We start from the raw sequence: 14,451 nt of genomic DNA, 5'->3' as shown, positions 1-14,451 counted from the left end.
CTAATCCTCTCCTGGTCCTTTTTTTATTTTTTCTTGCTTAAATAAAATATCACCAGGGCTTCTCTCATACTTATCAATCGCTTCTTGCATCTTTATCATTAGTTCTTGCATCTCTACGAATGTGCTGTTCATCGTAGGAACAAGATCACCGGTAATCTCTTTTAGATTAAAATCACCTCTAGCCATTGCCTCTCTAAAATCATCCATTGTTGTTCTAATACCATGGTAACTGCCCGTAATAGATTTAAATGAAGAAGATATTTTATCTTCCCACTCTACACTGTTATTAATAAATTTTTCTATACGAGGCATCATTTCATCGAGTTTTTTTGTTGAGCTGTTTAAGTTTTTCATACTCGCTTGAAAATTACGAATAGTTTCATCGTCAAAAGTTTTATTCATCTTTGACATAAACACAGCGCTGTTTCTCAATAGTAGTGTTATCTCTTGTTGATTTTCTTCATTTAGCAACTGCTGCATTCTTAGAAGTGTCCCGGACAAGTCAGTTGTAACATCTCCAAATGTATCTTCGAGTTTGAAAAACAGTGATGGACTTGTTTGTATAACCGGAAATTCTTCTTCTTTACTAGCCTTAAGAAGAGGAGCCTTGTTGTCACCTTGACTTAGATTTATGTAACTAAGTCCTGTTATGCCCTGAGAAGTCAACTTTGCAACTGTTGATGATTTTACAGGTGTTGTTTTTAAAATATCTACAAGAATCTCTACTTGTTCTGAATTTTTAGGGTTGATTTTCATATTTACAACTTTCCCCACACTAATACCCCTGAATTTAACCGGTGCATCAAGATTAAGACCTAAGACTGATTCATCAAAGCGGATAAGATATTTTTGCATCTCTTCCTCTGCTGATGGTTTTAAAAGCCAATATCCAAATCCAAGCATCAAAATCAAACTAAGAAGTACTAAAAAACCTACTAAGCTGTAATTAACTCTATTATTCATTATTTTTTCCAAAAAATGTCTGTATAAATTTATTTTTAACAGATTTTATATTATTTAAATTTCCTTCATATACTATCTTTTTTTCATCAATAATAGCAACTGAATCAAGTGTAGCATAAATTGATTGTAAATCATGTGAAATTATTACAATAGTCAACCCCAAAAGATCTCTAAGTTTAAGTATAAGAGCATCAATCTCTCTTGCAGATATCGGGTCAAGTCCACTTGTAGGCTCATCAAGAAACAGAAGTTTCGGGTCCATTGCAAGTGATCGTGCAAGTGCTGCTTTTTTCTTCATACCCCCGCTTATTTGAGACGGATAAAGATGTGCATCTTCTGACTTTAAACCAACAATTCTTATCTTAAATTCTACAATCTCATCAATCATCTCTTGTGATAGATTCGTGTATTCAACCAGAGGAAGGGCAATGTTGTCTTTTAGACTCAAAGATGAAAACAGGGCACCGGCTTGAAATAAAACTCCCCACTCCTGTCTCAGTTTTTGAGCCTCTTTATTTTCAATATGATTTAATTCGTGACCCAAAACTTTAATGCTGCCGCTGTTGATTTTTTGCAGCATTACCATCTCTCTAAGCAATGTTGTCTTTCCGCAGCCACTCGGTCCTAAAAGCCCATAAATTTCACCCTTTTTTACAGTTAAATTAAGACCGTCATGAACTATTCTATCACCAAAAGAAGTTACAACATCTCTTACTTCAATTATACTGTTCATTATATCCCCAAGTTTGTAAAAGCAATAGAGAATACTGCATCGCAAATAATTACAGCAAAAATTGACTCTACCACGCTTTTAGTCGTGTTAAAACCTATGCTCTGAGTATCATCTTTAACCATAAGACCTCTGTATATTCCTATGGTCGCTATCAAAAATGCGAAAAACGGTCCTTTAGCTATGCCGATAAAAAAATGTTTTGCTGCTATAACATCAGCAAATCTATCTAAAAAAAGCGTTATTGAAATGTTTAAATCTATATTTGCCACAACCATTCCGCCAATAATAGCCATAATATCTGATACAAATATCAATATCGGCATAGTTATCATAAGCGCAACTATTTTAGGAATAACTAAAAACTTATAAGGATCAAAACCCATAGTTCTCATAGCATCTAACTCTTGAGTAATCTTCATTGCACCTATTTGAGCAGTAAAAGCTGAACCACTTCTACCGGCTATAACTATAGCCGTGATTAATGGAGAGAGTTCTCTTAGTACGGATATTCCAAGCATATCAACGATAAAGATATTGGCTCCATATATTTTTAGCTGATGAGCCGACTGATAAGCCACAACCAAACCTATCAAAAAACTGGTTATTGCAACAATACCTATTGCCTTGATTGCACTCTCATTTATTTCAAAAGCTATCTCTTTGTATCTTATATTTTTAAATGATGTTATATAGTGCATATTATTTGCAAACAGCTCTCCAAGAAAAGCCATAAAAGATAAAAAACCAAGATAATTTTCATATGAATGCTCACCCAGTTTTTCTATTATATTTCTTCTTTTTGGATGCAAAATTTTAGTTGATTTTTCTTTTTCATTTTTTACTAATTCTAGTATATCAAGTATGTCTTTATTGTCGCATTCAAGATGATTTTGGATATTTTGTGAAGATAGTTTTTTTCGTAGTTTGTATATAAAAATAGATGCTCCGCTATCTAAAAACTTCAAGTTCATCAAGTCAATAACTACAATCTTTTCTTTAGAAAAATCTATTATATCTATCATAACTTGAGAGCTTGTCAGGTTGTAGAGAGTAAGTTCACCACTAAATTTTAAGTAAAGCTTGCCATCCACATGTAAAATATCCAATAATGAAGTGTTCATATCACAAACTACTAAAAATCTCTCTCTAGCAGTTTATTTACTTTAAGAATTGTAATAATTCTATCCTCTTGCTTGCCAACACCATCAATAACAGTATCATCACCGCTTATAGTATCGGGGGCCGGACCTATATCTTTTTTCTTGATTCTAATTGCCATTGTTAATCTATCTATTATAAATCCTGCAATATCATCTCCATGTCTTAAAACAATAAATCGTGTTTCATCGCCCTGTTTTTTAGGAGAAAGCCCAAATTTTAGACGAAGATCGATAAGTGGTATAACTGCTCCACGCATATTGAATACACCAACAACATATTTAGGAACTTGTGGAACTCTAGTCCATGGAAACGGTTTGATAATTTCTTGAATTGCTAAAATAGGAACCGCATACTCTTCTTCACCAATTATAAATCCAACTAACTGAACAACATCATCGGACTGAACTAAACTCTCTTCATTTTTTGCATTTTGCTTATTGATAATTTCTTTTAATTTATCACTCATTATAAAAACTCCGATTTAAAGTTAACATTTCTTTGAACTACGCTTGATAAGTAGTCAGAAGAATATGGTTTAGTAATATACTCAACCATTCCAGATTCAACACCACGCATACGATCAGACTTACCGGTTCTAGATGTAACGGCAATAAGAGGTAAATTTTTATAACGGTTATATTTTTTTATCTCTTTAGCCAAAGAATAACCATCCATCCTCGGCATCTCTACATCTATCAGCATCGCATCAAAGTGATGGTCGCCTTGTTTTAGTATACTCAGTGCTTCTTGCCCGTCACTAGCCTCAACTAAGGTAACCCCAAGTGGCTCTAACGCTTTTCTCATAATCATTCTGTCAGTTTGTGAATCATCAACAACCATTATAGTATAGTCACTTGCTTTCATCTTTTCTTGTGTCAGCAATGCAGCGTCAGATGAACTGTCTATTATGGCTGTTGCTTTAACATGTTTAGCTATATCCATAAGAGCTAGTACATCAACAATCAGAGTAACACCTCCATCACCACGGATAGTAGCACCGGCAACACCGTCTATACCTTTTAGATAATCACCTAAAGATTTGATAACTATCTCTTCTTGACCCACTAAGGTGTCTACAATTAGTCCAAGTTTGCTAGTACCTAAACCAAGAACAACTACATAAGCATGTTCACTGGAGTCTAAAATACGCTCAACTTCAAAGATATCTCCGATATGAACCAAAGATAAAACATCTTCGCGAAGTCTCATTACTGAACGACCTTCAACAGTGTAAATCTCATCTTTTGATATTCGAACCGTCTCTAATACCGATGCAAGCGGTATAGCGTAATGCTCTTCTTGAACACCCACTAATAGAGCCTGAATAATCGCAAGAGTTAAAGGTATTTTCAATTTAATTGATGTTCCAACACCAAATTCACTGTCTATATCAATGATACCGTTTACTTTTTCTATATTTGTTTTTACAACATCCATGCCAACACCGCGGCCGGAAACATTTGTTACTGCTGCAGCTGTAGAAAAGCCAGGTTTGAAAATCAGGGCAAAAGCTTCTTTGTCACTCATATTATCAGCTTCTTTTGCTGTAATAAGGCCTTTTTCTATACACTTAGTTTTTAACATTTCAGGATCAAGACCCTTACCGTCATCATCAATCTGAATAACGATTTGATTGCCTTCATTATATGCTTTTAGCTTAATAGTTCCCGTTTCATTTTTACCTTCTTCTTGACGAACCGCTGGAAGCTCAATACCGTGATCACATGAATTTCTAATGATGTGCACTAAAGGGTCTCCAACTTCTTCAACAATAGATTTGTCAAGTTCCGTATCTTCCCCATATAGTTCGAGTTCTATCTTCTTGTTAAGTTCACGGTTTAAATCCCTAATCATTCTTGGAAACTTGTTAAATACTTTACCGATTGGGAGCATTCTTGTCTTCATAACTGCAATTTGCAAGTCAGTGGTAACAAGAGAGACGATAGATACAACTTGAGTTAACTCTTCAAGGAACTCTTCTCCCTCATAACGCTCTTCAACATCCTCATTTATTTTAATAAGTCTGTTTTTAGCAAGGACTAGCTCACCGATAAGATTCATTAAGTGGTCGAGTCTTTTTACATCAACACGGATTGTTTGTTCAACTACTTGTGCTTTTTTTGCAGGTGCAGCAGCTTTTACATCCTCCGTTGGTTGTGTTGGCGCAGCAGGAACAGGTGTCGGCGCAACTGGTTCAGGAGTAGGTTCTTGCGGTGCTTCTTCTTCTGTTTCAGGAGTAGGATCGAGTGATGGAACACTCTCTCCTGCTGCTATTTTAGCTTCTCTTTTTGCTTTATCTTCATTTTGTCTCTCTTGTAAAAGTCTCTCTATTTCTGCTTCAAGATCATCAGCATCCATATTCTCATAATCAAGGTCATCTTCTGAACTCTCTGGCTCAGAAGCAACTTCTTCAGCAGGAGTAGTTTCTTGTGCAACTGGAGTCTCAACTTCACCAGTACCGCCTACACATTTGTCTAATTTAGAAACACACTCTGCAACATCTACTCCAGCATCAGCACTAGTATCACGAATAGTAAATAAAAGTTGCTTCATCAAATCAATAGATTCTAGAATAACATCCATTATGTCAGGAGTAATTAACAACTCACCATGTCTTGCCTTGTTTAAAACATCTTCCATGTGATGGGTTAGGTGTGTCAGAACATCAAAGTTTAAAAATGATGAAGCTCCTTTAACAGTGTGCGCAACGCGAAATATCCCATTTAAAAGTTCTAAATCTTCCGGCCTGCTTTCTAACTCTACTAAATCTTGATCTAATTGTTCAATTAGCTCAAAAGACTCAACTAAAAAATCCTGTAGTATCTCTTGAAATTCATCCATATTTTTACACCCCTACTTTATATGTGCACGCACAACTCGTGCTACTTCGTCGTAAAACGAGCTTGCTTGAAACTTAACCAAGTAAGCTTCACCACCTGCCTTGATACCTCTATCTTCACTAAAATGATCACTGATTGAAGAGTTAAATACAATCGGTATATTGTTGAATCTCCCATCTTCTTTAACATTGGCTGCAAAGTGAAAACCATCCATTCTCGGCATCTCTACATCTGAAATAATTATTTTAAGATTATCTGATATCTCATCGCCATATGCATCATAAAGTGCATCTAATTTTTCCAAGCCCTCTTTGCCATCCATGGCTTCAACAACATCAAATCCCATCTTAACAAGCGCTTCTTTAACTATTCTTCTAGCTGTTGTACTATCATCTAAAACAAGAGCCAGCCCTGTAAAATTTTCTATTTTTTTAGGAAGACTCTGTGTGTCAGGTTCATAAAGACCCAATTCTTGCACAACACTTTCAAGGTCAAGGATAAGCAGGACATTATCTCCTTCTATTTTGGTAACACCTGTTATCTTACTTCCATCAATTGAGCTTGTTGAGTTCATAAAAGAAGCCGGTTCAATATCACTCCAATTGATTCTTCTTATTCTTCTAGCTTCATGAACTATAAAACCGATAAGCACATTGTTAAACTCAGTTATAATAACTCTTGAGTTTTTCTTTGCATCCTCTGGTTCTACTATTCCCATCCATTTCGCTAAGTTTACAACAGGTATAACGACATCTCTTAAATCAAAAATACCCTCTATAAACTCCGGCGTACTAGGTAAATCAGTTAAATTTGGCAACTTAATGATCTCACGAACTTTTGATACATTAATCCCATATATGCCTTCATAGACATTGTCGTCTTCTTGCTTTAAAATACGAAAGTCAACAAGTTCCATCTCATTGGAGCCAACTTTCAGTGATTGTTCAGTTGTCATATTTTAATTTCCTTTAGAGAAACTTTTCTCTTGCATTAGCTCTAGTTCTTTCCTAGATTCTACAATAAAGTATCTTTGATTGCACGCAAAAACACCTAAGTTAATATAAACAAAATCGTCATATTTAATTATTTTATTTTGATGAAAATGCCCTTCTATAAAGTAATCACAAACATATTTATGTCCAAGTCTTTTAGATATAAATTTTCTAAAACCTGTAAACTCTTTACAATCATCTTTTTTACTAAGATATCTATCTAGTTTTTTCAAAATATAGTGTCCAAAGAGAGAATCAAGCATAGTTAAAACAAATAAAACTATAGGATTTCTAATTATAGATGTATAAATTTTATATCCAAGAGCGCCCTCTATATCTCCATGTGCAAGCAAAACTTTTTTATCTTTATATTGACATGTTACCGGTTGTTGCAAAATAGAAAATACTTTTGCATTAGGAAAAATTTTTCTTAAATTAAAATCATGATTTCCTTCCAAATAAATCATCTCTATATCTAAAGATATCTCATTTAAAAGTTTTACGGCTTCTTGATTTACTTTTTGAGTATATGCAACTCCGCCAAATAAAGCATCAAATATATCGCCCATTAAAATAAGTTGAGTTGGTTGTAGTTTTTTTGAATGAATATCTTTTATAAAGTCTAAAAGTTCTGGTCGCTGGTGTGAGTAGTGCGCATCTGAGATGATAAATGCGCCCTCTAAAATTTCTATATTACGGGACATAAGCTATATTTGGAATCCCTAAGCCTTCATCAAGGCCCATCATTATGTTTGCGTTCACAACAGCCTGTGAAGATGCGCCTCTCATAAGATTGTCAATAGCGCTTGAGATAAAAAGTGTATTGCCCTTTTGTTTTACATAGATATCACAAAAATTTGTTCCTGCCACATTTTTCATATCTACTGGATTTTTGGATACTCTTACATGTATTTCATCTTTGTAAAACTCCTCTAAAACTTCAAAAGCATCAAAATCACTGCTTACTTGAATATAAATAGAAGATATCATCCCTCTAGTTATAGGCACAAGATGTGGAACAAAAGCAACCTCATCAAAGTCTACATGTAACTTTTGTGCGATTTCTGGTGCATGTCTGTGCATAAGAGGATTATATGCAAAAAGATTATCATTAACATTTACAAAATGCGTAACATCGCTAAGTTTCTTTCCTGCTCCGCTTACTCCTGTTTTTGCATCTATAATGATGGGAGTGTTTTTAACCCTTTTATCCATAAAAGGAAGAAGCCCTAAAATGGCACAAGTTGGAAAACATCCAGGGTTTGCAACAAGCTTGGCAGTTTTTAAATCATTACGATAAAGTTCAGGTAAGCCATAAACTACATGTGAAAGGTTCTGGGCATCAGTATGTTTGCAGTAAAACTCTTCGTAAATATCTTGTGGCAGTCTATAATCAGCTGAGAGGTCAACTACTTTTACACCTTTAGCAATAAGTGGTTTCACATAAGCCATGGCAGTTTGATGAGGAACTGCTAAAAAAACAAGTTCACACTCCGCAGCCATCTCATCAATATCTGCTTTTAAAACCTTACACTCATACACACCACTTAAAGACGGATGAAGTTCACTAAGTAAAACCCCACCATCGGTGTTTGAGAGATAAGCAAGGTTAAATTGCGGATGATTTATAAGAATTTTTACAAGCTCTAAACCTGTGTAACCGCTTGCTCCGACTATGCCTACATTTATCTTTTTATTCATGACACTCAAAGACTATCTCCTGATATTTGACCTCTTCAATTTCAAACTCTTTTTTACCGCCTGGAAGTTGAACTTTTACCTCATCTCCTTCTTTACGGCCAAGAAGCTGCTTTGCCAAAGGTGAAGCAAAAGAGATAAGCCCCATATCAGGATTAGACTCGCAGCCCCCAACAATAGTGTAAGTCACCTCTTCATCACTGTCCATATCAGTCATAACAACAGTTGAGCCAAAACTGATTCGTGAATGTTCAAGGTCAGATGGATCAACTATTTTAGCAGAGCCTATAATGTCTGCTAGCTCTTGCAAGCGCCCGTCTATAGTTCTTTGATTTTCTTTTGCTGCATGATATTCTGCATTTTCTTTTAAATCACCATGTTCTAGTGCTTCTTCAATATCTTTTACAATTTGCGGTCGTCTCACTTCTTTTAAATACTTTACTTCAGCTTGGAGTTTTTCATATCCAAATATTGTCATAGGTTCAATTTTTTCCATAATTTATTCTCTTATTATTGTTTTTGTCATTATATCAAAATAATATCATCTTAACTAAGCAATCTAGTATCAAGTTCCAGTTGCAGTTCTTTATGATCTGACTACACTTATTAGCTCCATTGTTCCCACCTAATATTTCTCCTACAAAGTAAAGTGACATTCTGAAAGAACTAATCATCCCAGCCGTCTTTTATGTAGAGGCTGTCTAGCACTCTCTGGCTTCTTTGCAGTAGGTCTTCATAGGTGTACTCTTTGGCTAGCGGTTCTAGTTCTTCCGGTAAGGTTGGGGATTTTGCATAAACAAGACGGATAACAACGCTTTTTGCCATTGTTCGTTCTGGATTGAATTTGTAGCAGTCATAAATTATTCTTTTTTTTCCATATTTTTTATTATAAGATTCAGCGACTCCACATGTATAATTTTCTTTGCCATGAGTTTCGTAATGAAGATTAACATTTATAGTTTCTCCATCAGGTCTTGTTCTTTGGGGTGGAAAATTTTTTATTTTATTCTCAATCTCTCTCTCCGTATATGGGTATATTGCTGTGGTAAATTCAAATGTATACCCTAAGACAATTCCTCTTGTCTCTTTTGACCTATACTGAGCTAAAGAATAAAACGCTCCTCCATAAATAAATCCGCCTCTCCAGCCTAGCATCTTTTGCCAGTCTTTTTCATATGTCAGCGGTGCACTTACGTTAAAGTCCTTATGCTCCAGTGTAAAACTATCGGCTGTTTTAGGATCGGCAAACATAAAAAACTGAGGAGACTTATTGCCACTTGTCCATTGCATAAAACCATCCACATTATCTCTGATACTGTTCTTCGAACATCCGCTCATTATTATCAGCATTAGACCAAGCAATATAAAATTTGTTTTTTTCATCTAATCTCTCCTATAAATCATTGATGGGTTATATACGTTTGATATACTTTGGACTCACCTTTTATGCTTTGGATATCTTGTACACTTTCCATAGCCAAGTCTCTTCCTGCATTTACTTCCAGATCATTTGTGCTTACTACCGCTCCCTTTAGTACTATATCCTCTACAGAAGTTATGGTTGCTTTTGGACTTATTTTATTTATTTTTTTCATATAACTCTGAAAGAGGTCTTTGTTTTCCAGGTGCTTTAGGATCATAATAATATCCATTTGCAGGAGTAAAGCTTTCATTTCCACATCCTATGACGCATGGATAATACTGCGGTTTAGAAGATTCCTCTAAAGATGCGCATCCGGATAAACTCATTAAAACTATTAAACTACAAACAATAATTTTTTTCATATTTTTCTCCTTTATATTATTCATCCCAGCCGTCTTTTATGTAGAGGCTGTCTAGCACTCTCTGGCTTCTTTGCAGCAGGTCTTCATAGGTGTACTCTTCTGCTAGCGGTTCTAGTTTTTCCGGTAAGGTTGGGGATTTTGTGTAGATTAATCTAACTCCAACTCTTTTTGCTTTTGTTCTTTCTGGATTGAATTTATAACAATCATAAGTTTTTATTTTAACGCCTCTTGGAGTATAATCTTCAAAAACTAAACATTGATAGTTTTCTTTTCCTAGTTTTTCCAGATGTGCATTTATATAATACTCTCGTCCATTTTTTTCTTTACCTTGTTGATACTTTTTTTGAATATATTTTTCATTTCCTTTTTCAATCTCTCTCTCTATCTGTATAAGGGTATATTGAAGAATTTATATTAATGCCGTAGCCTAAAATATCCCCATATTTTGTTACTTCTTTAATATCTACACCAACACCTATACCACCATAAATATATGCACCTTTCCATCCCCCCATATCTATCCAGTCTTGTTGCTTTGTCTGTATCATTGAAATATTGAAGTCTTTATGTTCAAACACATAATGGTTTGCGTCATAAGAGTTTGCAAAATAAAAAAATCCTGCCGGTTTATTTCCCGCCATTCTTGCTAAAGCATAGTCTATATCATTTGTAGAACATCCTAATAAAAATAAACTTATAAGTATTGAATATATATATTTCATTAATTGGCTCCTGTATTAAATTTTGCTTTTGATGGTTCTACTTCGATTTTTATATAATAATCAAATAAAGGGGTGTCTTTATTAATAACAGGATCGAAATAGTTGGTAACTTCATTCGGAGTAACCCCATTATCCCCACAACCTATCACACAAGGGTACCCCGAGTGTGGTGAAGTTTTAGTTGGATCAGATAGATTGTTTTGCAGTGAGCCGTTAAACAGTGTCGGTATACCTCTGGTTATATCATATAGCGCTTGATCCCAAAAGTCTCCTGATGTTATTGGGGCATTATTGTTTATACCTCCAAAGTTACCGCCTAGTAAACCTATAAAATCCCCTGGGTTTATTTGAGACTTAAATACATTCTCAGTACCTAATGTATTTTTATATCTTTCATTTACAGCTTGTTCACCACCATAAATATCACTCACCAGCTCGCCTGCCGCATCTGAACTTACAGGTGAGCCTGAGTATTGGGTAGTGTATTTTGCATCTTTATTCTCTTGAACTACTTTGCTTATCTCTTCTTTGTTTAGCATAGTCCCGAGATAATCCTGCATAGTTCCTTGCGAGTGAGATGCTGAGGCCAAGTTACCGTCATTGAGTTGTGTAAGCTGTGTCTTTATATCTCCGGTCTGTCTATCACTTCCTGTCGCCAACTGTGTAATATTTGTTGTAACGGCTATCTTTTCTTGTGTCATCTCTAGAGCATCCCCTGCAAGTCCATGTGTTTGGTTGTAGTTTAACATACCGATACTTGGAGAGCCTTGTTGTTCTTGTTGATTAACGAGAGCTTCTTCAAGAGCGTTCATGATTCCATTTGTAAAAAGATGCTCTATACCCATCTCTTTTGCATCTGCCTCACTTATATAGAGTTTCATATCATCCAAGTTTCCGTCTTTTTTTGCATCTTGGGTTATTCTAACGGTCTTATTTGGATTGGTTATATACTTGGTCTCTCCGTTAATTGTAGTTTGTATATAGTCTCCATTATCTTTATCGAGCCCCAATGCGATAAACTTACTTTCATCTGTAGTCTGTAAGATATTTCTATTATCCCCAAAGACCTGTGTGGCTATTTGGGTTACGTAGCCTCCTGCATTTTCTTGTGAAGGGAGCAGCCCTGCAAATGAAGCGCTATCGAGTACTTTACCTATAGTATTATCTATAATATCCCCTTTGCCGTCTTTACCCTTGCTTGCACTAGGCAGATTTTCAACTATCTCTTTATAGCTTGCAAGTCCAACATCTTTTGCACTCTGTTTTAAGTCGTTGTATGCTTGTACTGGATTTAGAAGTGCTTTTAAAGAACTCTCACTTGCGTAGAGTTCTAGGTTTGAACTTTCATCTTTTGTGATTTGTTGTATTTTTGAAGTGTCTCTGTTTAGGTTTATGATGTCTGAGTTAGTTGTGAGCGTTCCTTCTCCTACGGTTGCTCTGTTGATTTGTTCTTTATCTTTAGTGTTGTTTGTGTACTCCATAGAGTTTAGTGACGGTTTATTATCATTTGTTCCTATACCCATTCCCATTGTTGTACTGTCAAATGTATCATGGTCTTGTATATCATTTGTAGTTAATGTTTGAGTATTCAACTCCAAGTTCCCTTTATCTACTCCGTTTTTATCTAAGTTTGTGATACTTGCACCTGTGAGGTTTGTGTTCTCGTTTACGGTTACTTTTATCTTTTTGTTTGCGTTGAGTGATGTCACTTCATTTACCCATGCTTTATCGCCTTTGGTAGTTCCCATATTTGCAGAAATACCTGTAGGCATTGCAAACTTTCCTGAGATACTTCCACCTGCCGAAGAGCCGTTAATGGTTTGAGTATCTTGAATACTCTGCATTACAAGGTTTTTACCCACACTTACTTCCAACTCATTTGCATCTACCGTTGCACCTTTGAGTATTGTATCTTCTACAGAAGTTATAGTTGCTTTATTGGCTGCATAGATATGGGAGTTTACTTCTTGTGTTCCCTGTACTCCTAAGTCACTTTTTTGAGCACCTAAGGTTATATTTCCCATATTTGTCCCGTATAGGTCAACTTTTGCACTGAGTGAACTACTTGAGCTATCACTTGAGTAGTTCTGTTGTTCTGAGTGTAGGTTTATATTTTTTGCATTGAGTTCTAAAGTGTTGTTTGAAGCGATGTTGCTTCCTGCTACTTCTATCTCTTCTTTTGCGTTGAGTTTCATTGAGTTGTTTGCATAAAGAGTTGAAGAGACTACTTGGTCGCTGTTTGTGTTTGTATTTGTTTGACTCTGCTCGTACACTGCTTGTACCCCTGCGTTTACAGGTTTGCTAAGTGAACTTGAGAGTGCATCGTATGCTTTTAAACCTCGTGCGATTGTCGCACTGTTGCTTTTTGCTTTACCTACATTTTGCACGGCTTCTACGGCATCTGATATGTTTTGAGAGACTCCGACTGAAATTCCAGATTTGAGAGACTTTGTATAGCTTTGAGTGTCCGTAGTCGCCGTACTTGAAAGAACTTTTGTATTTTCTGAATCAATTGACATGTCATTTGCAAAAATATCAGAACCTGCAATGTTGACATTTTTTGCGCTTACGTCTAAACTGTCTACGTTGAGAGTGGATTTTGCGACATCCTTGTTTGTAGTCGTTTCACCTTTTGCTTCTTCCCAGTATCCTGCAAACAGCGACGCTTCTTTAGTGTTCAAGGTCAATTCTATTCCTATATCTTTTTTACTGTGCTCTTCATTATGCATCTTCACGTCTTGATCAGACAATATATTAAAGTCTTTTTCGCTTGTTACCTGCATTGTTTTTGCATCAAGGTTGGACGCAAGGATATTTGTGCTACCTTTACTTGTCAAGACGATATTGTCGGCATCTATATTTGAAGCTTTATTTGTGATTGTCAAGTCCGCTTCACTCTCTTTTTTTGTTTGTGCAAAAGTAAACTTTCCGCCGCTCAAGCCAAAACTCAACCCGGTCGATTCTTTGATATGCTGTTCATCACTTTGTTCAAGCCCTGACGCTATGTTTATATCTTCTTGTGCATTAAACTGAACGCTTCCACCTTTTGCATTTATATCATTAGCGACGAGATTGATATTTTTTCCGTCTACGACTATATTGTTATTGGCGGTCGTAACCGAATCACCCAGTTTGGTTTTACTCCAAGAATCTACAGAGCGGCTTCCTACAAGCCCTCCAAATCTTGAACTTGAACTTTCATGATACTCTGCATTCGTATATGTTTTTGCACTCATGTTTATATTGCCCTCTTGACTCAAAAGATCTATAGAGTTATCTACATTAATATTTACGGATTCAAGATTTATATCTTTGGTTGTATTTACATGTAAGTTATCCGCCTCTATATTTGAGCTTTGAACCTGCTCTTTTAGTCCTATATCCAAACTAGACTTTGTACTAAAAGTCCCTTTCTTTGTTCTTTTTATTTCCGAGTAACTACTATTGTTCACAGCCAAAACATCGAGTTTTTTGCTCTGTATGTCAAGGTCGCCATCTGCCTTAATGTTCGAGCCTATGACCTTTACACTCTCTATGGCGTCTATATTTACATTGTC

14 protein-coding genes are annotated in these 14,451 nt (G+C 35.7%); all 14 read right to left on the bottom strand.

Annotated features, from left to right (window positions below):
- Entirely contained in the window at positions 1-963 is a 963-nt protein-coding gene (locus OQK60_RS05560; protein WP_297684938.1) for an MlaD family protein, read from the bottom strand.
- Positions 956-1,696: an ATP-binding cassette domain-containing protein gene (locus OQK60_RS05555; protein ID WP_297684936.1), complete on the bottom strand. Its 741-nt coding sequence runs from the start codon at positions 1,694-1,696 to the stop codon at positions 956-958. Before OQK60_RS05555 ends, OQK60_RS05560 begins: the two co-directional genes overlap by 8 nt.
- Positions 1,696-2,817, bottom strand: a complete 1,122-nt coding sequence (locus tag OQK60_RS05550; RefSeq protein WP_297684934.1) for an ABC transporter permease — start codon at positions 2,815-2,817, stop codon at positions 1,696-1,698. The genes OQK60_RS05555 and OQK60_RS05550 overlap by 1 nt, the downstream gene beginning before the upstream one ends.
- Positions 2,818-2,828: 11 nt before the next feature.
- Positions 2,829-3,323 carry a chemotaxis protein CheW gene (locus OQK60_RS05545; RefSeq protein WP_297684932.1) on the bottom strand — a complete coding sequence of 165 codons (495 nt, stop codon included), beginning with the start codon at positions 3,321-3,323 and terminating at the stop codon, positions 2,829-2,831.
- Complete coding sequence (locus OQK60_RS05540) at positions 3,323-5,698, bottom strand: chemotaxis protein CheW (protein WP_297684930.1); 2,376 nt, start codon at positions 5,696-5,698, stop codon at positions 3,323-3,325. The genes OQK60_RS05545 and OQK60_RS05540 overlap by 1 nt, the downstream gene beginning before the upstream one ends.
- Before the next feature lie 12 nt (positions 5,699-5,710).
- Entirely contained in the window at positions 5,711-6,652 is a 942-nt protein-coding gene (locus OQK60_RS05535) for a chemotaxis protein (protein ID WP_297684928.1), read from the bottom strand.
- Positions 6,653-6,655: 3 nt separating this feature from the next.
- Positions 6,656-7,393, bottom strand: a complete 738-nt coding sequence (locus OQK60_RS05530; RefSeq protein ID WP_297684926.1) for a metallophosphoesterase — start codon at positions 7,391-7,393, stop codon at positions 6,656-6,658.
- Entirely contained in the window at positions 7,383-8,390 is a 1,008-nt protein-coding gene (gene argC, locus OQK60_RS05525) for an N-acetyl-gamma-glutamyl-phosphate reductase (protein WP_297684924.1), read from the bottom strand. Before argC ends, OQK60_RS05530 begins: the two co-directional genes overlap by 11 nt.
- The gene (gene greA, locus OQK60_RS05520; protein WP_297684922.1) at positions 8,383-8,883 is read right to left on the bottom strand and encodes a transcription elongation factor GreA; all 501 of its coding nucleotides are present in this window, start codon (positions 8,881-8,883) and stop codon (positions 8,383-8,385) included. The genes argC and greA overlap by 8 nt, the downstream gene beginning before the upstream one ends.
- A 170-nt stretch (positions 8,884-9,053) precedes the next feature.
- On the bottom strand, positions 9,054-9,770 hold the full coding sequence (locus OQK60_RS05515) for a hypothetical protein (protein WP_297684920.1): 717 nt from the start codon (positions 9,768-9,770) through the stop codon (positions 9,054-9,056).
- Between the two features lie 17 nt (positions 9,771-9,787).
- Positions 9,788-9,982, bottom strand: coding sequence for a hemagglutinin repeat-containing protein (locus OQK60_RS11275; protein ID WP_366854774.1), 195 nt, complete (start codon positions 9,980-9,982; stop codon positions 9,788-9,790).
- Entirely contained in the window at positions 9,966-10,172 is a 207-nt protein-coding gene (locus OQK60_RS05510; protein ID WP_297684918.1) for a hypothetical protein, read from the bottom strand. Before OQK60_RS05510 ends, OQK60_RS11275 begins: the two co-directional genes overlap by 17 nt.
- A gap of 368 nt (positions 10,173-10,540) precedes the next feature.
- Complete coding sequence (locus OQK60_RS05505) at positions 10,541-10,894, bottom strand: hypothetical protein (RefSeq protein WP_297684916.1); 354 nt, start codon at positions 10,892-10,894, stop codon at positions 10,541-10,543.
- The coding region (locus OQK60_RS05500; RefSeq protein ID WP_297684914.1) for a hemagglutinin repeat-containing protein at positions 10,894-14,451 on the bottom strand (3,558 nt) is incomplete at its 5' end. The genes OQK60_RS05500 and OQK60_RS05505, both read right to left, overlap by 1 nt.

Source organism: Sulfurimonas sp. (assembly GCF_026196735.1).
Taxonomy (GTDB): Bacteria; Campylobacterota; Campylobacteria; order Campylobacterales; family Sulfurimonadaceae; genus Sulfurimonas.
Note: the sequence above shows the minus strand (reverse complement) of the source record. Positions and strands in the feature narration are given on the sequence as shown.

Bases quoted from the DNA above. Each gene is read 5' to 3' on its own strand.
- OQK60_RS05540 (WP_297684930.1), bottom strand. From the start codon at position 5,698: ATGGATGAATTTCAAGAGATACTACAGGATTTTTTAGTTGAGTCTTTT.
- OQK60_RS05505 (WP_297684916.1), bottom strand. From the start codon at position 10,894: ATGAAATATATATATTCAATACTTATAAGTTTATTTTTATTAGGATGT.
- greA (WP_297684922.1), bottom strand. From the start codon at position 8,883: ATGGAAAAAATTGAACCTATGACAATATTTGGATATGAAAAACTCCAA.
- OQK60_RS05560 (WP_297684938.1), bottom strand. From the start codon at position 963: ATGAATAATAGAGTTAATTACAGCTTAGTAGGTTTTTTAGTACTTCTT.
- OQK60_RS05515 (WP_297684920.1), bottom strand. From the start codon at position 9,770: ATGAAAAAAACAAATTTTATATTGCTTGGTCTAATGCTGATAATAATG.
- OQK60_RS05545 (WP_297684932.1), bottom strand. From the start codon at position 3,323: ATGAGTGATAAATTAAAAGAAATTATCAATAAGCAAAATGCAAAAAAT.
- OQK60_RS11275 (WP_366854774.1), bottom strand. From the start codon at position 9,982: ATGAAAAAAATAAATAAAATAAGTCCAAAAGCAACCATAACTTCTGTA.
- OQK60_RS05535 (WP_297684928.1), bottom strand. From the start codon at position 6,652: ATGACAACTGAACAATCACTGAAAGTTGGCTCCAATGAGATGGAACTT.
- OQK60_RS05530 (WP_297684926.1), bottom strand. From the start codon at position 7,393: ATGTCCCGTAATATAGAAATTTTAGAGGGCGCATTTATCATCTCAGAT.
- argC (WP_297684924.1), bottom strand. From the start codon at position 8,390: ATGAATAAAAAGATAAATGTAGGCATAGTCGGAGCAAGCGGTTACACA.
- OQK60_RS05550 (WP_297684934.1), bottom strand. From the start codon at position 2,817: ATGAACACTTCATTATTGGATATTTTACATGTGGATGGCAAGCTTTAC.
- OQK60_RS05555 (WP_297684936.1), bottom strand. From the start codon at position 1,696: ATGAACAGTATAATTGAAGTAAGAGATGTTGTAACTTCTTTTGGTGAT.
- OQK60_RS05510 (WP_297684918.1), bottom strand. From the start codon at position 10,172: ATGAAAAAAATTATTGTTTGTAGTTTAATAGTTTTAATGAGTTTATCC.